This is a genomic window from Thermoplasmata archaeon (assembly GCA_035622275.1).
Taxonomy (GTDB): Archaea; Thermoplasmatota; Thermoplasmata; order Lutacidiplasmatales; family UBA184; genus Lutacidiplasma.
This window is the reverse complement of record DASPVQ010000015.1, coordinates 15,554-37,509: the sequence shown is the minus strand read 5'-3', so window position 1 is coordinate 37,509 and position 21,956 is coordinate 15,554. Positions and strand designations below refer to the sequence as shown.

Sequence of the window (21,956 nt, the reverse complement as noted above, 5' to 3'; positions counted from 1 at the left end):
GGCGGACTCCCCGCGCCGAGGCCCATGGCGTCGGACCGCGCCCGCACCGTTCCGGGGCTCGCGGGCCTCCTGCGCGACGTGCGGCGCTCGCTCGCCGCGGTGCGGGGCGAGCTCGAGGCGCTCGCGACCCGCCCGCACGCGACCCCGGAGAGCCTGCACGATCTCCACCGGGCGCTGCGCCGGCTCCGCCAGGCGCTGGCCCTGTGGGCGCGGCTGCTCGGCCCGGCGGACCGACGGGCCCTTCGACCGCTGGACCGGCGCGTCGCTCGCCTCGCGCGGCTCATCGGCCGGGTCCGGGACCGCGACGTGATGCTCGGGCTTATCGAGAGCGCCAACCTGCCTCGCCCGTCGGCCGACGATCTGCCGAGGCTCCTGCGACTGCGCGCCCGCCTTCGCGACGACGCGCGCACCGGCCGCGAGCTCCTCAAGGTATTCGCCCGCTCCGAGATCGACGGCCGTCTCGCCGAGCATCTCGAGACCCTGCTGCGCCGCCCGGCGCGCGCGGATCGGGTCCCGAGCGTCCGTCGGCTCCTGGAAGACGAGGACGAGCGACGCCGTCTGCGGGTCCGTGCCGCGCACCGACGCGCTCGCCGCAAATCGAGCGTGAACCGCCTGCACCGACTCCGACTGCAGATCCGCCGCCTCCGCCATCTCGACGAGCTGCGGGCCCGGCTCGATCCCGCGTTCCCGGTCCCGAACGCGACCGCGGTCCGCCGCCTTCAGGCCCAGCTCGGCCGGCTGCACGACCTCGACATCGTGCTCACCGGCCTCGACGCCGATCTCCGAGGCTCGAGGTGGGCGGAGGCGATGCGCGAGGAGCGCCGGGCGCTGCGGGCGGGGCTGCGGCGGGTCCTCCGGGCGAGAGACTGGCCCTGGCGCCGTGGGTCCCGTCGCACCGCGCGGGGCCCCCGCCGCTCGCCCGCAGCATCCTCATAGACCCGTAGACCTCTCGATCGGCGATGAGTCGCGCCGGGCCGAGCGCGCTCGGCGTGGAGCTACGCATCGCGCTCGGCGAGACCGGGGCGATCGGGGCGACCGTGCGACAGCTCGCGGCGCGCCTCGACGCTCCCGCGGGGCCGGTCGAGCGCGCGCTCGTCGCGCTCGCGCGCCGGGGGGCGGTGCTGCGGATGGGTCGGGGCCTCTACGTCCTGAGCGCCTTCGAACACCTGGACGAGCGCCGTGACTTCGTGGATCCGCGCGCCTACCTCGAGCGGTTCGAGCGCGAGGACGGGATCTCGCTCGGCGCGGCGAGGGGACCGATCACGTTCCGCGCCAACGAGACCTTGCCGGTCCATCGGTGGTGGCCGTACGTCCAGGGCTACTCCGCCGACTTCGTTCGGGGCGTGCTCGATTCGGCGGCCCTGCCCGCCGGCGCCCGCGTGCTCGATCCGTTCGCGGGGAGCGGCACCACGCTCGTCGAGGCGCGGCGGGCCGGCGCCCGGGCGCTCGGCACGGAGCTCCTCGCCCCGGCTGTCCTCGCCGCGCGCGTGAAGACCCGCTTCGAGCTATCGCCGCGGGCGCTGGCGCAGGCGGCTCAACGGACCCTGGGCGCCGCCGAACGGCGCGGGCCGGGGCCGCCACCGTTCCTGCGGGCGACGGACCGGCAGTTCGACGAACGATCTCGGGACGACCTCACCCGCCTGCGCGACGCCCTGCCGGCACCGGGAGGGCCGGTCTCGGACGCCCTGCGGCTGGCGTTCGGTCGCATCCTGGTGCCGTCGAGCCGCCTCCATCGGTCGCCCTGCCTCGGCTACGCGCGACGGCCCAGCGACGACGGCCGGTCGGTCTTCCAGCGCTTCGCCGCGGCGATCGAGGAGATGGGCCAGGACCTCGACGCGCTGCGCGAAACGCGTCCGGCCTGGGGGCCACGCGGGGAAATCCGCCTCGAGGACGCCCGGGCTGCCACGTGGCCCGCCGGCTCGGTCGACCTCGCGATCACGAGCCCGCCCTACGTCAACGGCATGGACTACGTGATGAACTACAAGCTGGACCTCGCCTGGCTCGGATACGCCCACTCGTACCGGGACCTCGCCGACGTGCGGCGGGCCCAGGTCGCCTGCGACAACCTCCCGCGCACCGAGACCCTCGCGTTCCGCTCGGTGGTCGGCACGCCGGATCCGTGGCTGGACGAACTGCTGCCCCGGCTGCGCTCGAACGTCGAGCGCAAGGGCTCCTACCGGCGCGATGACGTGCACGCGGTGGTGCACCGCTATTTCGCCGATCTCGCGCGCGTGCTGCGGGCGGTGCGTGAGGCGCTGGCTCCGGCTGGCCAGTTGGTTCTCGTCGTCGGCGACTCGCTGCTCGCGGGCACCTACGTCCCCGGCGACCTGCTCACGGCGCGACTCGGTGCCTCCCTCGGGTACCGGATCCTCTCGGTCAACGTGGCCCGCACCCGGCGCAGCGGCCAGCGGCGTTCCTTCCTCCTGCGCGAGTCCATCGTCACCCTCGAACGGGCGAGAGGGGCCTAGCCTCACGCCGGCGCCGGACGTGCGGTTCCGCTGGAGGCAAACGCTTACCTAACCGAGCGGCCCGTCTCGGGCGAGGGGAGATGACGCCCCGCGACGGCGCTCCGCACTTTCTCGAGCCCCTGCTCGGGGTCGTCTTCGACCTCGACGGCACCCTGGTCCTCTCGCACCACGACTTCGGGCGCATCCGGGCCGAGGTGATCCGCGTCGCCGAGCGCTACGGCGTTCCCCCGGGACACCTCTCGGTCTCCGAGCCGGTGCACCGGATCGTGGAGGCCGCCCGGACCGAGCTCCTGGCGTCCGGGGCCCCCGAGGGGAACCTGTTCCGATTCGAAGCCGAGTACGCGAAGCGGATCGACGCGATCGAGGCCGAGGCCCTCCCCCACACGGTCGTCCGGCCCGGAGCGGAGGGCCTCCTGCGCGCGCTCACGGAGCGCGGCTTCCGCCTCGGCATCCTGACCCGCAGCTCGGAGTTCTTCGCCCGGAACGCGCTCGCCCGCACCGGCCTCGACCCGTACTTCCCCTATCTGAGGACGCGCAGCGCGCCCGGGCCGCAGAAGCCGTCGCCCGAGGCGCTGCATCTCTTGCTGCGCGAGATGGGCATCCCGAGCGAACGCGCCCTGTATGTGGGCGATCACCTGATCGACGCGGAGTGCGCGACGCGCGCGGGGATCCGGTTCTACGGCGTCCTGCCGGATCCGTCCGAGGCGTCGGGGGAGGGGCTCACCGACGACCGGTTCCTCGCGGCGGGGGCCGCCGCGGTCGCGAAGGACCTAACCGAGCTCGCCCGCCATCTCGACGTCGGCGGGGCGCGCCACGCCGCTCCCGCCGAGTAGGCCGGCCCGCGACTCAGAGGTACTCGGCGTAGGCGTGGATGACCGCCCGTTCGGCGGTCGCCCACGCCTCCGGGATCTGCTTCCAACCGCTCGACTGGTCGCCGACGCAGTAGAGGCCCGGGATCGGCGCCCCGCCGTCCTCCGCGAGGGCCCGGGCGTCCGAGTCGGTGACGACGTAGCCGTCCGGGTCGAACCGACAGCCGAGCGCGCGCGGCAGGTCCTGGTGCAGGTCGTACCAGCCCAGGGCACTGAAGCCACGGTCGAACTCGCGGTGGCTGCCGTCGGCGAACCGCACGCCGAAGCGTCCCTCGCGGATCCCGTCGAAGCCGACGATCTCGAGCTCGGTCGCGGGAACGTGGGCCTCGGCGAGCGCCGTCGCGAGCGCGGCCCGCTCGGGCTCGGGCACGCCGTCGAGCAGCGGGCGGCCGTGTGTCAACATCTCGAGCGACGCTGGCCCGAAGTGGATCAGGTCGAGCGCGGTGCGCGCGGCGAAGGCATCGTGGCCGATGACGGCCACCGACCGGCCGGTGAGCTCGTGACCGTCGCACAGGATGCAGAAGTCGACGATCGCCTGGTTCGCCCACGGAAAGATCGGATCGATGCGTCCGCCGACCTCCGGGATGCGGTCGACCACTCCCATCGCGAGCACGACCGCCCGTCCCCGTGCGACCAGCGTCTGCTTCAGCCAGTCGAACGTCACGGCGAAGCCGTCGGCCGTCCGGTCGGCGCGCGAGGCCCGGGCCGGCGCGAAGTAGCTCACCGCCGCGTCGACCTTGCGGACCGCGGCGATCTGCTGGTCGAGCAGCTTGTGCCCGGAGATCCCCTCGGGGTAGCCCGGGATGTTGTCCATCTTCGGTGCGTAGTACGAGCGCGAGTACTTCGGGCCCCGGTCGATGATCGCCGCCGTGTGGCCGAGGAGCGCGGCCTTGAGTCCGGCCTGCAGGCCCGCGTGGCCACCGCCGACGATCACGACGTCGTAGGACGGCTGGAGCCGCGCCAACCCCGGCACGCGCGCTCCAGCCGGCGCGGGCCTAAGAGCGCTCCACGTGCGCGCCGGTCGCTCCGACGCGCGCTCGCGCGCGTCGTCCGACGGCAAATCTTAAGGTCGCCGCCCGGCCTGCTTCCCTTCGGGTTCCCGACGCCCGTGCCGGCTCGCGCCGACGAGGTCGCGCTCGGGGGGACTCTGTTTCTCGAGGACGGGACTCGCTTCGATGCCGAAGGAGTCGGCGCGGCCGGGCGCCGCGTCGGCGAGGTCGTCTTCACGACGGGGATGGTCGGCTATCCCGAGTCGCTGACCGATCCGTCGTTCCGAGGCCAGCTGCTCACGTTCACCTACCCGCTCCTCGGCAACTACGGCGTGCCGTCCGACGGCCGCGACCGCGACGGCCTTCCCCTCCTCGAGAGCGAGGAGATCCAGCCGCGCGGTGTGATCGTCCGGGGGACGACGTCGCCCGTGCACTGGTCGAGCGCGCGCAGCCTCGAGGCGTGGCTATCGGCCGAGGGCGTGCCGGGGATCCGCGGGGTCGACACGCGACGACTCACCGAGCACCTGCGCACCCGGGGCGTCGTCCCCGGCGTGCTGGACGTGGGGCCGGCCGACCGACGTCCGAGCGACGCCGAGCTCGCGAAGGCGATCCGGGCCGCGCCGCCCTACCGCGAGGAGTCGTTCATGGCCGAGGTCGCGCCGAAGCGCGCGAGCCTGATCGCCCGCGACGGCGGACCGATCGTCGCCGTCCTCGACTGCGGGATCAAGGCCAGCATCCTGCGCGCGCTGCTCGCGCGCCGGGTCTCGGTGCTGCGCCTGCCCTACGACCACGAGGTGCCGAGCCGGTGGGAAGGCCGTCGCGTCGCCGGGCTGCTCGTCGGCAACGGGCCGGGGGACCCGGCCGAGCTCGCGCCGGCGATCGAGGAACTGCGGCGCCCCGCGACCCGGGCGCTTCCGACCCTCGGCATCTGCCTCGGGCACCAGTTGATCGCGCTCGCTCGCGGGGCCCGCACGTTCAAGCTCAAGTACGGCCACCGCGGGCAGAACAAAACGATCGAGTTCCCCGACGGGCGCGCGCTGATCGTCAGCGAGAACCACGGCTACGCGGTCGACCCGGCGTCGCTCGCCGGCACCGGGCTCGAGGCGTGGGCCACCAACCCGGACGACGGGACTCTGGAGGGGCTGCGCGACCGGGCCGGCCGGGTCCTCGCGCTCCAGGGCCACCCCGAAGGCCACCCCGGTCCGCAGGAGGCGGGGTTCGTCTTCGACCGGTTCGTCCAGAAAGTGCGGCGGCGCGCATGACCCCCGCAGTCCCCTCCAAGGTCCTGGTCCTCGGCAGCGGAGCCCTCAAGATCGGAGAGGCCGGGGAGTTCGACTACTCCGGCAGCCAGTGCCTGAAGGCGCTCGAGGAGGAGGGCGTCTACGCGGTCGTGGTGAACCCGAACATCGCGACCCTGCAGACGGACCCCTCCCGGCACGGCCGGGTCTACTTCCAGCCGCTCGTCCCGGAGTTCGTCGCGCCGATCCTCGATGCGGAGCGGCCGGAGGGGATCCTGCTGTCGTTCGGCGGCCAGACGGCGCTCAACTGCGGCGTCCAGCTCGCCGACACGGGCGCGCTGCGCCGCAGCGGCACCCGCGTCCTCGGCACACCGCTCGCCGGGATCCGGGCGACCGAGGACCGCGCGAAGTTCGTGCGCACGATGGCGCGCGCCCGCGTGCCCACCCTCCCGAGCACCGCGGTGTACTCCTATGACGAAGCGGTCGCCGCGGCGGAGAAGCTCGGCTACCCCGTGATGGCGCGGGTCGCCTACACGCTCGGCGGCAAGGGCGGCGGCGTCGCGCGCACGCGCGAGGAGCTCGCCGAGGTCGTCGGCCGGGGGCTGCGCGCGAGCCCGGTCGGCCAAGTGCTGCTCGAACGGTACGTCGGATCGTTCAAGCAGCTCGAGTACGAGGTGGTCCGCGACGCGAAGGGCAACGCGCTCACCGTCTGCAACATGGAGAACGTCCTCGGCATGCGCGTGCACACGGGCGACAACATCGTCATCGCGCCGAGCCAGACGCTGACCGACCACGAGTACCAGATGCTGCGGCAGGCCGCGCTGCGCGCGGTCGAGGCGTGCGGGATCGTCGGGGAGTGCAACATCCAGTTCTGCCTCGATCCGACGAGCGAGGAGTACTACGCGATCGAGATCAACGCGCGGCTCTCGCGTTCGAGCGCGCTCGCGAGCAAGGCGACCGGCTATCCGCTCGCCTACGTCGCGGCGAAGCTCGCGCTCGGCTACACCCTGCCCGAGCTCAAGAACCGCATCACCGGCGTGACGACCGCCTGCTTCGAGCCGGCGCTCGACTACGTCGTCGTCAAGCTCCCCCGCTGGGACCTCGACAAGTTCCCCCGGGCCGATCGCCGCCTCGGCCCCACGATGAAGTCGGTGGGCGAGGTGATGGGGATCGGCGCCTCGTTCCCCGAGGCGATCGCGAAGGCGGTCCGGATGGGCGACCCCCGAGCCGACCTCCTGCCGCCGGAAGAGGTCCGCGCGCGCGACGCGATCCTCGAGGACCTCGCCGCGCCGACGCCCGAGATCCTCTACCGGATCCTCGAGGCACTGCGCGCCGGCGTGGACGCCGCGACCGTGAGCCGCACCTCCTGGGTCGACCGATGGTTCGTCGACTGCCTGGCGGAGATCGAGGCGACGCACCGCGCGATCGCGGGGCGGGCCGGCGCCGAGGTGCCGGCCCCGCTCCTGCGCCGGGCGAAGGAGCTCGGCTTCTCCGACCGCGCGATCGCCCGCACGGCGCACCAGGACGAGGAGGAGATCCGCCGGCGCCGGCTGGCCGAGGGGATCCGGCCGCGGGTGCGCATGATCGACACGCTCGCGGGGGAGTGGCCCGCCCGCACGAACTACCTCTACGTCACCTACCGCGCGGACGCGGACGACGTCCGGCCGATGCCCGGCGGCTCGGTGCTCGTGATCGGCGCGGGCCCGTACCGGATCGGCTCGAGCGTCGAGTTCGACTGGTCGACGATGAACCTCGTGGACGGGCTCAAGGCGGAGGGCGTGCCCGGCGTCGCGCTCCTCAACTCGAACCCCGAGACGGTCTCCACCGACTACGACCGGTCGGACCGGCTGTACTTCGAGGAGATCACCCTCGAACGGGTGCGCGATCTGGTCGACTTCGAGTCGTTCGGTGGGGTGGTGACGTGCGTTGGCAGCCAGCTCGCCCAGAACCTCACGCCGCTGCTCCAGATGTGCGGGATCCCGGTGCTCGGCACCGCCCCCGAGTCCATCGACACGGCCGAGGACCGCGCGCGCTTCGCGCGGTTGCTCGAGCGCCTTCGGATCCCGCAGCCGGCCTGGCGGGCGTTCACGACGATCGACGAGGCGGCGGCGTTCGCGGACGAGGTGGGGTACCCCGTGCTCGTCCGCCCGTCGTACGTCCTCAGCGGCCAGGCGATGCGAGTGATCGCTGGCCGCGCCGACCTCGGCCGCTTCCTCTCCGAGGCCGCGCGCGTCTCGCCCGAGCACCCGGTCGTGATCACGAAGTTCGTCGAAGGGGCTGACGAGGTCGAGCTCGACGGCATCTCGGACGGTACGCGCGTGCTCGTCGCGGGCATCCTCGAGCACGTCGAGCGCGCGGGCGTGCACTCCGGCGACGCGATCTTCTGCCTGCCCCCGCGGCACACGTCGGCCGCGGTGCAGGCGAGCCTGCTCGACGCCGCCGGACGCCTCGCGCGCACGCTCGCCATCCGGGGCCCGTTCAACGTCCAGTTCCTCGTCAAGGACGAGCGCTACCAGATCATCGAGCTCAACCTGCGGGCGAGCCGGTCGCTGCCGTTCCTCGCCAAAGCGACCGGGATCCCGCTCCTGCGCGAGGCGGCCCGGGCGATGCTGAGCCGCCCGATCACCCGTGACGGCCTCGCGCCGCTGCCGCCCGGTCGCTGGGGCGTCAAGGTCCCCCAGTTCTCCTTCCTTCAGCTCGCGGGCTCCGACCCGCTTCTGGGGGTCGAGATGCAGTCGACCGGCGAGGTCGCCTGCTTCGGGCCGACCTTCTCCGACGCGCTCGTCAAGGCCCTGGTCGCGACCGGCGTCCGCCTCGTCCCCCGCCGGGGCAGCGCGTTCCTCAGCGTCGGCGGTCCGGCGCTCAAGGAGCAGCTGCTGCCGATCGCAGAGCGGCTGCGCTCCCTCGGCCTGCGGATCGCCGCGACGGAGGACACGGGCGCGTTCCTCGCCAACCGCGGGCTGCGCGGCGTGCGGATCCTGCACAAGGTGAGCGAGCCGGACCGCCACCCGAACGTGCTCGGCGCGCTCGACCACGGCGAGATCGACCTGCTCCTCAACGTGCCGCTCTCGCTCACCCAGGAGAAGTTCGAGCGGATGCTCGAGGACGAGTACGTCCTGCGCCGGCGCGCGATCGAGCTCGGGATCCCGCTGTTCACGAGCCTCGAGGCATTCGCGGCGTACGTCGAGGGCGTGGCCTGGCTCGAGGACCACCCGCTGACCGTCGAGCCGCTCTACGGCTCGCCGGAGCCGGGGGCGGGGCCCGAGACCGCCGCGCGACAGCTTCCGGTCGTGCCGGGGCGACGGCGACGCCGCCGCCGCGGTTAGCCCCGTCCGCCGGGGGCGCGGCGGAGACGGACCGGCGCGGAGGAAGAGGTAAGGTCCGTGGCCCCCGTGCCACGGCCGTGACGGGCCCCTCGGAGTCCCGCGCCGCCGCCTCGGTCGCGGCCGCGCAGGCCCAGCTCCAGGAGGTCGACGACCGCGTGACGCGCCACGCGCAGCGGAGCCGGCGCTTCTCCACGTTCGCCTGGGCGTTCCTGTTCGCCGTCGCCCTCGGCGATGCCGCGCTCAGCCTGATCGACCTGTACGTCTCCGTCGTGACGACCACCACCGGCGCTGCCGGGACGTCGACGAGCTCGATGCCCCCCGAGTGGGGCCCGTTCGTCGCGTTCGCGCCCGCCGTGGCGCTCCTCGGCCTCGCGGTGCGCGAGGTCGTGCTCGGGCGGCGCGGGACCCCGGCCCGAAGACGAGGGACCGGGCCGGCCGACGCACCGGCCGCGGAGGAGACGACCCCCTGGATCGAGTCGATCCGACGCGCCCAGGAGCTCCTCGCGCGCGCCGGCCGGGACGCCGAGTGGTCGTTCGTTCCCCTCGCCCTGGGGCTGCTCTCCCTCGGCCAGATCATCGCGGGGGTCGCGGGAGCCTACGCCCTGGCCGCCAGCCTGCCGGTCGCGTTCCTCGCGGTGGCCGGCGCGGCCGCCGTGGCCTCCCTCGCCGTGCTCTGGCCCCTCTACCGCGGGGCGAAGCAGTGGCTGGAGGCCGACCAGGCGCTGCTCGAGCGGGAATCGCGCGAGCTCGGCGAGCTCGAAGCGGAGTTCTTCTGGCGGTTCGTCGGGACCGGCCCCACCCCATGACCGAGCGGCCCGACCTGTTCGTCGTCGGTCGGCTCCTCGAGGCGCTCGCGGCAGGTCCCCTGTTGAAGACACCGCTGCAGCAGCGGGCCGGCCTCAACTACACGGTCTTCCAGCGCTACCTCGACCTCCTGCTGCGGCTCGGTCTGGTCGCCGGCACGCCGACCGGCGACGGCCGGATCGCGCTGACCTCCAAGGGACAGGAGGCCCACCGCTTCATCGCGGAGGGGCTCGCCCGCATCTTCTCGCCCTCCGCGCCCCGGTCGGATCTCGCGGCGGCCCGCGTCCGCGCGACGCGAGACGCCCGCCGACCCTGACGCGAGGCCCGTCGGCGCCCGAGGCTAGGGGAGGGGGAACTTCGTGACGGAGAACTCGGGCACGACCGTCGAGGTGTCGAGCACCTCGGGGATCCCGCGGATCCGCTCGGTGACGAAGTCGAGCACGGTGCGCTTGCCGCCGGCGCCGGGGGCGAAGTCGAGGACGACGACGACGTCCCAGTCACCGGTGAGGAAGTGCAGCTCCTTGACCTCGTTCAGGTTCTCGAGGAGGTGCCGGATCCGGTCGAGGTCGCCGCCGCGGACCTTGATGTAGGAGAACGCGCGGACGCCCTTGAGCTCGGTCGGCATCAGCGCAGCCAGGTTCTCCTCCGTGAACGCGTCGCAGCCCTCGAGGCGCCCGCCCTTCGGGCTGATCAGCACGGGGAAGTGCTGGACCCCGCGCAGGTGCTCGGCGATCAGGCGCTCGACGCGACCGACCTTCTCGATGTCGACGACGTGCGTCGTGTAGCCCCGCCGGGCCGCGAGCTCCTCGACGAGCGCGACGCATCGGGCCTGGTCGTCGGAGAGGAAATGGACCGGCTCGTCCGCCCGGGTGTCGTACTCCGCGCCCGCCGGGCCCGCGGTCGTCGGATAGGGCCCCGGCACGTTGGAGGTCGGCGCATCGTGCGCGTACGGGGTCGAGCTCGGGGCGTGGTAGAACGAGGTGACCGCCCGCTTCGACTTCACGTAGAGCGCGAGGGTCCGGTCGTCGTCGGCCATCGGTGGGTCGGCCCAAGCGGAGCGGTCTATTTAATCAGATGCGGCGGGGCGCGCGCCGCGCCCCCGGCCGGGGGGAAAGGGTTCGACCGGCGCGCCGTGGGGCGACCGGGCCTAGTAGCGCTTGTAGTTGTCCGAGCGCTCGCGGCTCCCGCCGCCGCTCCCGCCACCGCCGGAGTAGCTGCGGCCGCCGTAGCCGCCGCCGCCGCGGTCGCGGAAGCCGCCGCCGAAGCTCCGACGCTCGCTCTCGAACTCCTGCTGGCTCATGTCGAGGGAGTTGTTGACCTCGGCGATTGCCTCGGTCGACTTCGACAGGTTGCCGTAGCGTCCGACGTTGAGGCGCATGTGGCCGCGCACGAGGGAGACGTAGCCGTTGTCGACGAGGACGACCTCGTCCTTGGCGATCGTCCCGATCTGCTCGTTCCAGAGGGAGAGCGTGATCACGGCGGTGTCGTCGCCGACGACCGCCTCGCACACTTTCCTCGGGTCGCCGAACTTGCCCATGACCTCCTTCGGCTCGCCCACGCTCAAGACCTTCGCGAGGACGTTCACTTGCTTCGAATTCGGCGTCAGGTCGCGCACTTTCGTCAGGGGTTTGTCTACCATCGCTCGTCGCCTTCTCGGTTCGCGTTTTGCGGAGGGAATCGGGGCTCGACTATCCGTGCGAACACTCGTCGAGAAAAGACGGGCGGGACGCTCGAACTGGCTGGGCTCGCGGATTCCTCAGGTAGCGGGACCGGACCGCGGATATAAAGACCGCGGCCCCGCGCGACGATGACGCACGCCGGTGGCCCGGAGCGCGGTGCGGCTGTGCCGTCACGCTTTTGGCCCGCCGGGCGCCTGCCGCCCGCGAGCGGCCCGTGTCCGAGCGCTTCGACAGTGGAGTCCAGCACTTCGGGCGGCGCGAGTTCGACCTCGCCGAGCAGGAGTTCCGAGACGAGGTCCGGGAGCACCCCGACCACTCGGGCGCCTGGTCGTACTACGGGATCTGCCTCGCCCACCTTGGCCAGGCGCGGGAGGCGGAGGGGGCCCTCTCGCGCGCGATCGCGCTCGACCCCCAGAACGCGGAGGCGTGGTTCCACCTCGGGGTGGCGCGCTCCCTGCGCGAGGAGTGGAGCGCCGCCGCGCTCGCCTACCGGCGGGCGGTCGCGCTGGCGCCGGGCGACATGGTCGCTTGGCACCGGCTCGGCGTCGCGCTCGCCGAGTCCGGCGACGAGACCGGGGCCGCCGCCGCCTTCGAGCGGGCGCTCGTGCTGTCGCGGGCCGAGCCGAGCCAGGACGCCGCGCTGCGCGCGGGCGGTCGCGCGCTCGGCGAGGACCACGTCGACGAGAGCGCGCAGCGCGAGGGGGGCCGCGAGGCGAAGAGCTGGCTCGAGCTCGCGTTGAGCCTCCTCACGCTCGGCGAGGAGGAGGAAGCGATCGCGGCCTACGATCGGGCCTACACCCTCGACCCCGAGCGCGCCTCGCGCTCGCTCTTCCGCCCGATGCTCAAGCTGCTCACGGCCGTCCAGGGCGCCGGCGTGCCCGAGCCCCCGACGACCCCGATCGAGGGGCCCGAGCGGCCGAAGCGCCCGCTCGTGCGTCCGGACGCGCCGGACGAGGGACGGCCCGAGATCCGCTAGATCGGCTTCGGCGCGCTCGTGACGATCACCGATTCGGCCCACTCCTTCGCCTTATCGCGCGCCGCCGCGTGCTGCTCGAAGAAGCGGTGGACCCGCTCGATCAGCTGGCCCTTGCAGTCCCCGCAGAGGAGCTCGCCCGATCGACAGGTCCGCGTGATCTCCTGGAAGTGGGCGTCCGACTCGGCAAAGCGCGTCCGCCACAGCGCCCAGATCGAACAGATCTCGGGGGTCGCTCCCTCGCGTCGCTGTTCCTCGACGGTCGCCCTTCCGCCGGTGAAGGCGTTGCGGAGCTTGCGCTCGACCTCCGGGGGCGGGTCGTTGAGGAAGAGGGCGTCGTCCGCCCGGGCGCCGGTCGTGCTCATCGCCCCCTCGCCGAGCAGGCCGGGGACCATCTTGGAATGCAGGAGCGCGGGCTTCGGGTAGCCGAGGCCCTCGGCGATGTCCCGGGTGAGCCGGAAGTGCGGGTCCTGGTCGATACCGCACGGCACGAGGCACGGCACGCTGCGTCCCTCCGCCCACGAGGGCCAGAAGCACGGCACCGACTGGAGCGCGGTGTAGAAGACGAGGCCGATGTTGGTGCTCGGAACGAAGCCGAAGACCGCCTTCACGTTGGAGAAGGTGATCTTGCGCGCCACCCGGATCGCGAGGGGGTAGAGCGCCGCGATCGATCGCGAGTCGAAGAAGACGTGCGTGCGCTTCGGATCGAAGCCGAGCGCGAGGATGTCGTAGAGGTTCTCGAGACCCCAGCGGGCGGTCTCCTCCCGCGTGAGGCCGCTCCTCGCCCAGAACTTCTCGTCGTCGGTGATCTGGAGGTACATCGGGAGCCCGAGCCGTTTCTGGAACCACAGGCACAGGTCGAACTGGATGAGGTGGGAGGTGTGCAGCGGTCCCGACGGTCCCCGGCCCGAGTAGAGGAAGAACGGCTGGCCGTGCGCGTAGCCGTCGAGGAGCGGCCCGAGGTCCCGGTGCGAGTAGTAGATGCCGCGTGTCAGGAGCGGCGGGAGCTCGCCGCCGGCGAGGTGGTGGATCCGCGCCAGCAGCTCCGGGGTGAGCGGCTCGGTGCCGAACTGCTCGCGCAATCGGTCGTAGTCGATCTTCCCCTTGACCTCGTACGGGGTGACGACGAACTCCTCGGGCGGCGACATCCGGGCCCCGGTCAGCCTTCGGGGAACGTGATCTTCGCGAGGATCGACTCGCGTTCGCTCAGCGGGACGCCGGCGGCGCTGAGCGCCTCGGCGACGCACGAGCGCGAATGCTCGTGGTGGATGCTGTGACCGCACGACGGGCACGTCGCCCATCCCTCGATCAGGCGGCGGAGCCCCTCGCGGCTGGTCGACGAGTCCCGCCGCGCGAACCGCTCGACCAGGATCGCTCCTCCGGCCTGGTTCTCCAGGTTGGAGAGGGGCACGCGGACCGGCTGGTTGCAGACCGGGCAGCGGGCCGGGTTGCGGCAGGTGCAGGTCATGGCCCTAGGGTACCTGCTCGACCGGTCTAAAAGACCCACGGCCGACGCCGGTGCGCCCGTGGACGCATAGCCTCAAGAGCGGGGAGCGCGCGAACGCTCTCCGATGTCCGCGACCGGGGACGAGCAGGCGCGCGAGTTCCACCTCGAGATGGTCGAGGTCCTCAAGCTGCTGAACCGGATCGAGGAGGAGCACGGCGGTGCGGACGGCTTCGAGCGGGAGGAGGTCCTTCACCTGCTCCCGCGGCTCGGCGTCGCGAACGCCACGCTCCAGGACGTCGACCGGACCTTGAGCGTGCTCGTCGCGAACGGGCTCGCCCGCGCGATCACCAACCCCGAGTACGCCTGGGACCGCGGCCGGATCGTCGGCGAGCGATACACGATCACCCTCGAGGGCAAGCAGCTACTGCTCAAGGAGATCGAGCGCGTCGGGCGTGTCTAGACGTTCGACGCCTCCTCCCGATTTAAGTAGGGGAAGCCCGCGTAGCTAACGCGCATGCCATCCCGGGACGCCCCGGACCCGGTCCGGGCGACGCTCGTCGCGATCCTGCAGCAGCTCAACCGCGCCGAGTCGATCAACGAGGAGCGCAAGGGCGAGCAGTCGCTCGAGCTCGCCGATCTCGACCGTCTGCTCTCCGACTTCTGGGCCGTCGACAAGGGGCTCGTGAAGATCCCGCTCGCACTCGGCCTGCTCGTGCGCAACGGTATGGTCGAGGCCCGGGCCAGCGGCGACTTCCCGGCGAGCGGCCGCGCCGCCGCGCCGGCACCGCGGGCCCGCTACCAGATCACCGCGGTCGGCAAGCAGTTCCTCGTCGATGCCCAGCAGCAGACCGACCGGATCCCCTGAGATCCGCCCCCGGAGCCGGCGCGATCTCGGGCGCGCTAGAACCGTTAAGTAGGCCCCGCCGGTGGGCGGACCCCTCATGTCGAGGATCCACTCGGGCCACAAGGGTCGTGCCGGCTCGCACCGGCCGTTCCCCCTCACGAAGCCCGACTGGGTGAGCGCGACGACCGAGGAGGTCACCTCCCAGTCCGTCCAGCTCGCAAAGGCCGGCACGGGCCCGGCGCTGATCGGGCAGACGCTGCGCGACAGCTACGGCGTGCCGCTCAGCCGCCTCGTCACGGGTAAGCGCCTGACGCAGCTCCTGCGCGAGAACGGGGTCACGCCCGACCTCCCGGACGACCTCCAGGCGCTGCTGAAACGCGTCGTCCATCTCCAGCGCCACCTGCAAGCCCACCCGAAGGACCGGTCGAACCGTCGGGGGCTGACCCTGATGGAGTCGCGGATCCGACGCCTGGCGCGGTACTACCGGCGCCGGCACCGCCTTCCCGAGGACTGGCGGTACTCGGCCGCCGGGGCGGCGCTCCAGGTGGAGTGATGCCTTCGGGCCCGGACGGCTTCGTCGCCGATCCGGCCTACCGGACCGAGTTCGAGCGCGCGCGCGGCCTCGTCCTCGGCCACCCCGGCCGCTGGCGCGTCATCTACCACTACGACGCGGACGGGATCGCGAGCGCCTCGTCGATCCTTCGGGCGTTCTCCCGCCTGGGCTACGCGGCCCAGGCGACCGCGCTTTCCGGCGTCGAGCGGGAGCGGATGGCCGAGCTCCTGCGGGCGACCGCGAGCCCCGTGCTCGTCGCCGACACCGGCGCGAGCTGGCTCGACCTGTACGGTGGCCACCCCCACCCCGTGGTCGTCCTCGACCACCACCAGTACCCGGGCGTTCCCACCCCGCCGGCCCTGCCGTCGCACGTCGCCCTGGTCAATCCGCTCGACTGGGGGGTCGATGGGATGTCGGAGATGTGCGCTGCGACCCTGAGCTGGCTGTTCACGATCTTCCTCGATCCGAGGAACTGGGACAACGCGGCCTGGGGCCTCTCGGGCGGCATCGGCGACCGCCAGCACGTCGGCGGCTTCCGCGGGCTCAACCGCCTCCTCGTCGACGAGGCGGTCCGCCGCTCGCTGGTCGTGCGGCGCGCCGGTCTCCCGCTCTTCGGCGCGAGCGTCGGAGCCGCGGTCTCAACGAGCATCGACCCGTTCGTCCGCGGCCTCTCGGGACACCCGTCCGAGACGGCGGCGTTCCTCGCGAGCGTCGGCGTCGAAGCGGACCGATCGCCCGCGTCCCTTTCCCCCGAGGAGAGCGCGCGCCTCGCCTCGGCGCTGCGAGATCGCCTCGTCGCCACCCGCGTCCCGCCCGAGGCGCTCGAGCTCATCGACCAGGAGCGCTGGTTCCTTCCGGCGCTCGGCCTCGACGCCGAGGAGGTGTCGAATCGGCAGAGCGCCGCCGGGCGGGCGAGGAGCCCCGGCCTCGGCATCGCCTTCGCCCTCGGCGATCGCGCGGCGGCCGAACGCCTCCGGCGCGCCGAGGAGGGCTGGCGGGGCGGCATCCTGAAGGGGTTGCTTCGCCTCGAAGAAGAGGGTGTAAATTCGATGAGCTTCCTGCAGTGGTTCGAGAGCCCCGACACCACGCTCGCGGGCACCCAGGCCGGTATGGCGATCCTCTACCTCCTCGACCCGAACCGGCCCGTCTTCGTGCTGTCCCACGGCGAGCGCGGGCCCAGCAAGGTCAGCGCCCGCGCGACCCGCGGGCTCGTCGAGCGAGGGCTCGACCTCGCCGCCGCCTGCCGCGAGGCGGCCCGGAGCGTCGGCGGCGAGGGCGGCGGGCACCGCATCGCGAGCGGGGCGACGATCCCGGCGGGCGCGGCGCCGGCGTTCCTGGAGGCCGCGGACCGCGTGATCGGTGGGCAGATCGCCCCCGTGGCCGGGGTCCCATGAGCGCCGCTCCGGACGCGAGCCCGCCCGCGCCGGTCGACCGCGTGCACGACCGCCCGCTCGAGCGGGAGATGCACGCCTCGTACATCGATTACGCGATGAGTGTCATCGTCGGGCGCGCGCTGCCCGATGGCCGCAACGGTCTCAAGCCGGTCCAGCGGCGCATCCTCTGGTCGATGTGGGAGTCGGGCGCGACCCACGACCGACCCTACCGCAAGAGCGCGCGCACGGTCGGCGACGTGCTCGGCAAGTACCACCCGCACGGCGACCTCGCCGTCTACGACGCCCTCGTCCGGATGGCCCAGCCGTTCAGCCTGCGCTACCCGCTGATCGACGGCCAGGGGAACTTCGGGTCGATCGACGGCGACGCGCCGGCGGCGATGCGGTACACCGAGGCGCGCCTGAGCGTGTTCGCGGAGGAGCTCCTGCTCGATATCGAGCGGGAGACCGTCGACTGGATCGACAACTTCGATGGGACCCTCAAGGAGCCGCTGGACGTCCCGGCGAAGGTCCCCAACCTGCTCGTGAACGGCTCGGCCGGCATCGCGGTCGGCATGGCGACGAACATGCCGCCGCACAACCTCAACGAGGTCGCGGACGCGCTGCTCCTCCTCCTCGCCCGGCCCGACGCGGACCTGGACGCGATCCAGGAGGTCCTGGCCGGCCCGGACTTCCCGACGGGCGGCTACCTCTCGAGCGAGGGGATCCGCGAGGCCTACGCGACCGGACGCGGGACGCTCCACCTGCGGGGCGCCGCCGAGATCCGGGAGCGCGACGGACGAGACGAGATCGTCATCACGGAGATCCCCTACGAGGTCAACAAGACCGCGCTCCTCGAGCTGATCGCCGACCTCGTCAAGACCAAGCGGATCGACGGGATCACCGACCTGCGGGACGAGTCGGACCGCACCGGCACCAGCATCGTGCTCGAGCTGCGCCGGGATGCGCCGGCGGAGATCGTGCTCAACCGGCTCTACGAGCACACGCCGCTCGAGACGAGCTTCGGCGTGATCAACCTGTGCCTCGTGGACGGGCGCCCGCGGGTCCTGCCGCTGCGCGAGCTGCTCGTCCTGCACCTCGAGCACCGGCGCACGATCCTGACGCGACGCTCGCGCTTCGACCTGCGGAAGACCGAGGAGCGGCTCCACCTGCTCGAGGGGTTCCTCACCGCCATCGATCACATCGATGAAGTGATCCGGATCATCCGCCGCTCTCGGGACGCGCCGCAGGCGGAGGCGAGCCTGATGGGCAAGTTCCTGCTGTCGGGCGAGCAGGCGAAAGCGATCCTCGACATGCGTCTCGCGCGCCTGACGGCGCTCGAGCGCGAGTCGGTCGAGCAGGAGAAGACCGAGAAGGAGGCGCTCGCGCGGTCGCTCCGCGAGATCCTGGCCTCTCCCGAGAAGCTCGACCGGCTGATCGTCGACGAGCTCACCGACCTCAAGGCGCGGCTCGGCGACGCCCGGCGCACGCGGATCGTGCCGGCGTTCACCGAGCGGACGCTCGAGGACCTGATCCCGGACTCCGACGTCGTTGTCCTCGTCACGCGCGACGGCTACATCAAGCGCCTGCCGCTCGAGCAGTACCGCCGCCAACGTCGCGGGGGCCGGGGCTTGAGCCGGATCGAGACGAAGGAGGAAGACTACGTCATCCGGACGTTCGTGACCCGGACGCACGACGAGGTGCTGTTCTTCACGAACCAGGGCCGCGTCTACCGCCTGACCGCCTACGAGCTGCCCGAGGGAAGCCGGCAGTCGAAGGGCAAGGCGCTGATCAACCTGCTGCCGCGCCTCAAGGACGGCGAGCGAGTGCAGACCCTGCTTCCCATCCACGACCTCTCGAGCACGGGCTCGCTGTTCTTCGCGACGCGCCGCGGGGTCGTGAAGCGGACCACGCTCGACCAGTTCCAGAACATCCGTACCACCGGCATCCAGGCGATCCTGCTGGAGGAGGGCGACGAGCTGATCGGCGTGGCCCACCTCGACGACGAGGCCACCGAGGTGCTGCTCGCGACGCACGCGGGCCAGCTCGTGCGCTTCCCGGTCGGGGAGGTTCGCCCGATGGGCCGCGCGACCTACGGCGTGATCGGGGTCCGTCGGAGCGATGCCGCGGACGACCGCGTGGTCGCGATGGCGCCGGTCAGCCCGAAGTTCCCGACGCTGTTGTCGATCACGTCGACCGGCTTCGGCAAGCGCAGCCGAACCGAGGACTACCGTCGCACCCGCCGGGGCGCGAAGGGAGTCCGGACGATCCGCACGGGGGGCCGCAACGGCACGGTCGTCGCCGTCCTGCCCACCACCGATGCCTCCGAGGTGCTCGTCACGACCCACAAGGGGGTCACGATCCGCGTCGCGGCGAAGGGAATCCGCTCGCAGGCCCGCAACACGCTCGGCGTCCGGGTGATCCGCCTGGACGAGGGCGACAGCGTGCGCGACGCCGTCCTGATCGAGGACCGGGAGGGGAGCGACGACAGCGCCCCGCCGGACCCGTCGGACTCCTCGACCGCCGGCGACCTCCCGACGCCCGACGACCTTCCCGAGCCCGCGCCGCCGGAGCCGGACGACGAACCCGACGACGAGCCCGACGACGGTCCCGACTTCGCTGCCGAGGATGACGATGCGCCGCCGGGACCGGGGTAAGCGGATCCTGCGCTGCCCGAGCTGCGGCTCGATCCGGATCGTCCTCAGCACCGGATCGATCACGGGCCAGGTCTACCACTGCCTGGACTGCCACTACCTCGGCTCGCTCGTCCTCGAGGTCGAGGTCGGCGCGGACGGCACCCCGCGGCCCGAGGGATAGCTCAGTCGTCCGGTCCGTCCGGGCCCAGCCGGGCGTCGGCCGCCCTCGCGCCGGCGCTGGCCGCGACGAGCGCGAGCGCGCGGAGCGTCGGCGCCACGTCGTGGGTGCGCACGAGGGCGACGCCCCGCTCCGCGGCGAGCACGGCGGCGGCCAGCCCGGCCTCCCGGCGCTCGGCCGGGGGAGCGCCCGCGAGCGCCGCGCCGAGGAACGACTTGCGCGAGGCGCCGAGCACGACCGGGAAGCCGAGGCTCCGCAGCTCGCCCGCGTGGAGGAGGAGCTCGAGGCTCTGCTCGGGGGACTTGCCGAAGCCGAGGCCGGGGTCGATGAGCAGCCGCTCGGCGCTGACGCCGTCCCGGATCGCCCCGTCGGTCGCCGCCGCGAGCTCGCGGAACACCGTCGAGCGGATGTCCGGGTCGTCGGTGCGCTCCTGCATCGTCGCCGGCGTGCCGCGCATGTGCATCACCACGGCCGCCGCGCCCGTGCGGGCGACGACGCGTCGCATGTCGGCCGAACGCAGTCCCTCCACGTCGTTGACGACGTCCGCGCCCGCCTCGATGGCCTTCGCGGCGACCTCGCTGTGGCGCGTGTCGATCGAGATCGGCACCGGCAGGCGGCCCCGCAGGGCGTCCAGGACCGGGGCGACCCGGGCCCACTCGGCCTCGGCTGACACCGGCGTCGCGCCGGGTCGGGTCGACTCGCCGCCGACGTCCACGAGGCTGGCACCCTCGGCCGCGAGGAGGAGCGCCCGCTCGACCGCCGCCTCGGGCGCGAGGAAGCGGCCGCCGTCGCTGAAGGAGTCCGGCGTGACGTTCACGACGCCCATGACGCGCGGTCGGTCGCCCACGACGAACGCGGCATGCGCCCCGGGCACGGTCCGGGGGCCGCGCGCGGCGTAGGCGCGCAGCGCACGGTCGAGCTCGCCCGCGAGCTCCGCGAGTCCGAAGGGCTGGCGACGGAGCTTCGGAAGGAGCCGTCGGTACTGGCCCCAGGTCGCGAGCAGCACCACCGGGCTTTCGGCCACGGAGTGGTCCGCGATCCCTTTCGCGTGCGCGGCATCCCCGCCGACCGAGAGCAGTTCCTGCTTCAGGAGGGGCGAGGCCCTGAGCGACACCGCGTCGAGCCGGACGGGAAAGATCCGACCCTTCCGGGTCATGATCCCTACGCCCTCGGGATCGCTATCGGTCCGCTCGATCTCCCGGGCGATCTCTGCGAGCTGCTGGCTCTCCAGCACCCGCGCGTTGAATCGGTGGCCCGAGCGCTCCGATGCGGACGTAGGGCCCTCGACGGCGGGACCCGCCCGCCCGATAAAACGGACCGCGTAGGCGCCCAGACGGTTTAGGCGCGGGAGCGGTCCGGGCGCTCGGGGGGGAGGCCACGCCGCGGGGCGCCATCGTTGCCATCGAGGGACCGTCCGGGGCCGGCAAGTCCACCGCCGCGCGCCGCCTCGCGAGCGCCGTGGGCGCGCCGTTGCTGGCCGAAGCGTACTGCGATCTGCGGCCGCGACCGTCGCTCGCCGTGCGCTCCGCGTCGGAGCTCGAGCGTCTGGAGCTTCGGCTCCTGGACGCCGAGGCCCGGCGGTTCCGGCGCGCCGTGCGCCGGGCCCGCTCGGGCCAGGACGTGCTGCTCGACACCGGCTTCCTCGGCCCGCTCACCTACACGGCCGCCCTCGTCCGCCGGGGGCTCGCCTCCCTCCCGCTGCTCGAGCGCCTCGGCGCGCGCGCGGAGCTCCTCCTCGGGGAGGGTCGCTGGGGTCTGCCCGACCTGATCCTCTACCTCGAGACCCCGGCGGGCGAGCGAGCCCGTCGGGTGGCCGGCGACCCGGTCGGGCACCCGAGATCCCTCGCCGCGCGGCACGAGGCGGCCGGACGCCTCGAGCACGAGCTCTATCGTCGCCGGCTCGCGCCCCGACTGGGGCGCCGGCTCCGGTGGGTGCCCGGCGGGGGCCCTCCGGGCGCGGTGACCGAGCGGCTCCTCCGCGCCCTGGCACGCCGCCCGATCCGTCCCACCGGCCCGGCGATCGCGCGCGCGATCCTGCGCGCGCTCGCCCCTCGGGACCGACCCCGTGCGACCGGAGGCGGGCGACGCGGCGCCCCCCCTCGTCCGCCCGGCTCCCGTGCTCGCGAAAAGGGTTAAGAAGCCGTCCTCGTGTCGCTGGCCCCTCCCGATGCGGCCGCTCGACGTCCTCCAACAGAGCCTGCACAAGCGCGTCCTGGTCGAGATGAAGGGCGGGCGCTCGTACCGCGGCGTGCTCGACGCCTACGACCAGCACCTGAACCTCGTCCTGTCCTCCGCCGAAGAGGTCGTGCGGGACGTCGTGACGCCGCACAGCGGCCTCACGCTGCTGCGCGGCGACTCGATCATCTACATCTCGCCGTAGGGAGGGCATCCGTGACGAAGGGGACCGCATCGAGCCGCGGTGGCAAGATCGTCCACATCATCTGCCGCCGGTGCGGCCGACACTCCTACCACCGGCAGAAGAAGGTCTGCGCGTCGTGCGGCTTCGGGGCCTCCGCCCGCCGGCGCGGCTACGACTGGGCGAAGCTGCGGCGCTAGGCGCGCGCGAGACCGCCGGCTCCCCG

Annotated in this window: 23 protein-coding genes; 17 read left to right on the top strand and 6 right to left on the bottom strand. The window is 72.9% G+C overall.

The window, feature by feature from the left end; all coding sequences use genetic code 11:
* Positions 1-24 precede the first annotated feature (24 nt).
* The 3 genes from VEL82_04400 to VEL82_04390 all read left to right on the top strand — a co-directional run bounded on the left by VEL82_04400 (position 25) and on the right by VEL82_04390 (position 3,301).
* Positions 25-936, top strand: coding sequence for a CHAD domain-containing protein (locus tag VEL82_04400; protein HXW67101.1), 912 nt, complete (start codon positions 25-27; stop codon positions 934-936).
* Positions 937-959: 23 nt separating this feature from the next.
* Positions 960-2,468 (top strand): hypothetical protein, encoded by a 1,509-nt coding sequence (locus VEL82_04395; protein HXW67100.1) that lies wholly within the window; start codon positions 960-962, stop codon positions 2,466-2,468.
* An 80-nt stretch (positions 2,469-2,548) separates the two neighbouring features.
* The gene (locus VEL82_04390) at positions 2,549-3,301 is read left to right on the top strand and encodes an HAD family hydrolase (GenBank protein ID HXW67099.1); all 753 of its coding nucleotides are present in this window, start codon (positions 2,549-2,551) and stop codon (positions 3,299-3,301) included.
* Between the two features lie 13 nt (positions 3,302-3,314).
* Here the strand turns inward: VEL82_04390 and VEL82_04385 are convergent, their stop codons facing one another.
* The gene (locus tag VEL82_04385; protein HXW67098.1) at positions 3,315-4,310 is read right to left on the bottom strand and encodes an NAD(P)/FAD-dependent oxidoreductase; all 996 of its coding nucleotides are present in this window, start codon (positions 4,308-4,310) and stop codon (positions 3,315-3,317) included.
* A gap of 135 nt (positions 4,311-4,445) precedes the next feature.
* Here VEL82_04385 and carA point away from each other — a divergent pair, with 135 nt between their 5' ends.
* The 4 genes from carA to VEL82_04365 all read left to right on the top strand — a co-directional run bounded on the left by carA (position 4,446) and on the right by VEL82_04365 (position 10,010).
* Positions 4,446-5,588, top strand: a complete 1,143-nt coding sequence (carA, locus tag VEL82_04380; GenBank protein ID HXW67097.1) for a glutamine-hydrolyzing carbamoyl-phosphate synthase small subunit — start codon at positions 4,446-4,448, stop codon at positions 5,586-5,588.
* Positions 5,585-8,890 (top strand): carbamoyl-phosphate synthase (glutamine-hydrolyzing) large subunit, encoded by a 3,306-nt coding sequence (carB, locus tag VEL82_04375; protein HXW67096.1) that lies wholly within the window; start codon positions 5,585-5,587, stop codon positions 8,888-8,890. The genes carA and carB overlap by 4 nt, the downstream gene beginning before the upstream one ends.
* 77 nt (positions 8,891-8,967) lie before the next feature.
* On the top strand, positions 8,968-9,696 hold the full coding sequence (locus VEL82_04370; protein ID HXW67095.1) for a hypothetical protein: 729 nt from the start codon (positions 8,968-8,970) through the stop codon (positions 9,694-9,696).
* Positions 9,693-10,010, top strand: a complete 318-nt coding sequence (locus VEL82_04365; protein HXW67094.1) for a winged helix-turn-helix domain-containing protein — start codon at positions 9,693-9,695, stop codon at positions 10,008-10,010. The genes VEL82_04370 and VEL82_04365 overlap by 4 nt, the downstream gene beginning before the upstream one ends.
* Positions 10,011-10,034: 24 nt before the next feature.
* Here the strand turns inward: VEL82_04365 and VEL82_04360 are convergent, their stop codons facing one another.
* Both VEL82_04360 and VEL82_04355 read right to left on the bottom strand, forming a co-directional pair.
* Positions 10,035-10,730 (bottom strand): Lrp/AsnC ligand binding domain-containing protein, encoded by a 696-nt coding sequence (locus VEL82_04360; protein HXW67093.1) that lies wholly within the window; start codon positions 10,728-10,730, stop codon positions 10,035-10,037.
* 111 nt (positions 10,731-10,841) lie between these two features.
* Positions 10,842-11,333: a single-stranded DNA-binding protein gene (locus VEL82_04355; GenBank protein ID HXW67092.1), complete on the bottom strand. Its 492-nt coding sequence runs from the start codon at positions 11,331-11,333 to the stop codon at positions 10,842-10,844.
* Positions 11,334-11,587: 254 nt separating this feature from the next.
* Between VEL82_04355 and VEL82_04350 the strand changes: the two genes are divergently transcribed.
* A complete protein-coding gene (locus VEL82_04350; GenBank protein HXW67091.1) occupies positions 11,588-12,349 on the top strand; it encodes a tetratricopeptide repeat protein in 762 nt (253 codons plus the stop codon).
* On the opposite strand, the gene trpS is transcribed toward VEL82_04350, so the two are convergent.
* Entirely contained in the window at positions 12,346-13,494 is a 1,149-nt protein-coding gene (gene trpS / locus VEL82_04345; protein HXW67090.1) for a tryptophan--tRNA ligase, read from the bottom strand. The genes VEL82_04350 and trpS overlap by 4 nt on opposite strands.
* Positions 13,495-13,505: 11 nt before the next feature.
* The gene (locus tag VEL82_04340; GenBank protein HXW67089.1) at positions 13,506-13,814 is read right to left on the bottom strand and encodes a hypothetical protein; all 309 of its coding nucleotides are present in this window, start codon (positions 13,812-13,814) and stop codon (positions 13,506-13,508) included.
* A gap of 103 nt (positions 13,815-13,917) precedes the next feature.
* Between VEL82_04340 and VEL82_04335 the strand changes: the two genes are divergently transcribed.
* From VEL82_04335 to VEL82_04310, 6 genes are all read left to right on the top strand, one after another.
* Complete coding sequence (locus VEL82_04335; protein ID HXW67088.1) at positions 13,918-14,253, top strand: hypothetical protein; 336 nt, start codon at positions 13,918-13,920, stop codon at positions 14,251-14,253.
* 54 nt (positions 14,254-14,307) lie between these two features.
* Positions 14,308-14,658 (top strand): hypothetical protein, encoded by a 351-nt coding sequence (locus VEL82_04330; GenBank protein ID HXW67087.1) that lies wholly within the window; start codon positions 14,308-14,310, stop codon positions 14,656-14,658.
* A gap of 76 nt (positions 14,659-14,734) precedes the next feature.
* Complete coding sequence (locus VEL82_04325) at positions 14,735-15,190, top strand: 30S ribosomal protein S15 (GenBank protein ID HXW67086.1); 456 nt, start codon at positions 14,735-14,737, stop codon at positions 15,188-15,190.
* Positions 15,190-16,584 (top strand): DHH family phosphoesterase, encoded by a 1,395-nt coding sequence (locus VEL82_04320; GenBank protein ID HXW67085.1) that lies wholly within the window; start codon positions 15,190-15,192, stop codon positions 16,582-16,584. Before VEL82_04325 ends, VEL82_04320 begins: the two co-directional genes overlap by 1 nt.
* Positions 16,581-19,217, top strand: coding sequence for a DNA gyrase subunit A (gene gyrA, locus VEL82_04315; protein HXW67084.1), 2,637 nt, complete (start codon positions 16,581-16,583; stop codon positions 19,215-19,217). The genes VEL82_04320 and gyrA overlap by 4 nt, the downstream gene beginning before the upstream one ends.
* Entirely contained in the window at positions 19,195-19,377 is a 183-nt protein-coding gene (locus tag VEL82_04310; protein HXW67083.1) for a hypothetical protein, read from the top strand. The genes gyrA and VEL82_04310 overlap by 23 nt, the downstream gene beginning before the upstream one ends.
* A gap of 1 nt (position 19,378) precedes the next feature.
* Here the strand turns inward: VEL82_04310 and folP are convergent, their stop codons facing one another.
* Positions 19,379-20,608: a dihydropteroate synthase gene (gene folP, locus VEL82_04305; protein ID HXW67082.1), complete on the bottom strand. Its 1,230-nt coding sequence runs from the start codon at positions 20,606-20,608 to the stop codon at positions 19,379-19,381.
* A gap of 158 nt (positions 20,609-20,766) precedes the next feature.
* On the opposite strand from folP, the gene VEL82_04300 reads away from it, so the two are divergent.
* Genes VEL82_04300 through VEL82_04290 form a run of 3 tightly spaced genes read left to right on the top strand, consistent with a single transcriptional unit; the run spans position 20,767 to position 21,930 of the window.
* On the top strand, positions 20,767-21,510 hold the full coding sequence (locus VEL82_04300; protein HXW67081.1) for an AAA family ATPase: 744 nt from the start codon (positions 20,767-20,769) through the stop codon (positions 21,508-21,510).
* 31 nt (positions 21,511-21,541) lie between these two features.
* Positions 21,542-21,754: an LSm family protein gene (locus VEL82_04295; protein HXW67080.1), complete on the top strand. Its 213-nt coding sequence runs from the start codon at positions 21,542-21,544 to the stop codon at positions 21,752-21,754.
* A gap of 11 nt (positions 21,755-21,765) precedes the next feature.
* A complete protein-coding gene (locus VEL82_04290; protein ID HXW67079.1) occupies positions 21,766-21,930 on the top strand; it encodes a 50S ribosomal protein L37e in 165 nt (54 codons plus the stop codon).
* Positions 21,931-21,956: the final 26 nt, after the last annotated feature.

Coding starts and splice junctions, on each gene's coding strand:
- VEL82_04355 (HXW67092.1), bottom strand. CDS start 11,333: ATGGTAGACAAACCCCTGACGAAAGTGCGCGACCTGACGCCGAATTCG.
- carB (HXW67096.1), top strand. CDS start 5,585: ATGACCCCCGCAGTCCCCTCCAAGGTCCTGGTCCTCGGCAGCGGAGCC.
- VEL82_04390 (HXW67099.1), top strand. CDS start 2,549: ATGACGCCCCGCGACGGCGCTCCGCACTTTCTCGAGCCCCTGCTCGGG.
- VEL82_04310 (HXW67083.1), top strand. CDS start 19,195: ATGCGCCGCCGGGACCGGGGTAAGCGGATCCTGCGCTGCCCGAGCTGC.
- VEL82_04360 (HXW67093.1), bottom strand. CDS start 10,730: ATGGCCGACGACGACCGGACCCTCGCGCTCTACGTGAAGTCGAAGCGG.
- VEL82_04295 (HXW67080.1), top strand. CDS start 21,542: ATGCGGCCGCTCGACGTCCTCCAACAGAGCCTGCACAAGCGCGTCCTG.
- VEL82_04320 (HXW67085.1), top strand. CDS start 15,190: ATGCCTTCGGGCCCGGACGGCTTCGTCGCCGATCCGGCCTACCGGACC.
- VEL82_04365 (HXW67094.1), top strand. CDS start 9,693: ATGACCGAGCGGCCCGACCTGTTCGTCGTCGGTCGGCTCCTCGAGGCG.
- VEL82_04395 (HXW67100.1), top strand. CDS start 960: ATGAGTCGCGCCGGGCCGAGCGCGCTCGGCGTGGAGCTACGCATCGCG.
- VEL82_04325 (HXW67086.1), top strand. CDS start 14,735: ATGTCGAGGATCCACTCGGGCCACAAGGGTCGTGCCGGCTCGCACCGG.
- gyrA (HXW67084.1), top strand. CDS start 16,581: ATGAGCGCCGCTCCGGACGCGAGCCCGCCCGCGCCGGTCGACCGCGTG.
- VEL82_04400 (HXW67101.1), top strand. CDS start 25: ATGGCGTCGGACCGCGCCCGCACCGTTCCGGGGCTCGCGGGCCTCCTG.
- VEL82_04330 (HXW67087.1), top strand. CDS start 14,308: ATGCCATCCCGGGACGCCCCGGACCCGGTCCGGGCGACGCTCGTCGCG.
- trpS (HXW67090.1), bottom strand. CDS start 13,494: ATGTCGCCGCCCGAGGAGTTCGTCGTCACCCCGTACGAGGTCAAGGGG.
- VEL82_04340 (HXW67089.1), bottom strand. CDS start 13,814: ATGACCTGCACCTGCCGCAACCCGGCCCGCTGCCCGGTCTGCAACCAG.
- VEL82_04335 (HXW67088.1), top strand. CDS start 13,918: ATGTCCGCGACCGGGGACGAGCAGGCGCGCGAGTTCCACCTCGAGATG.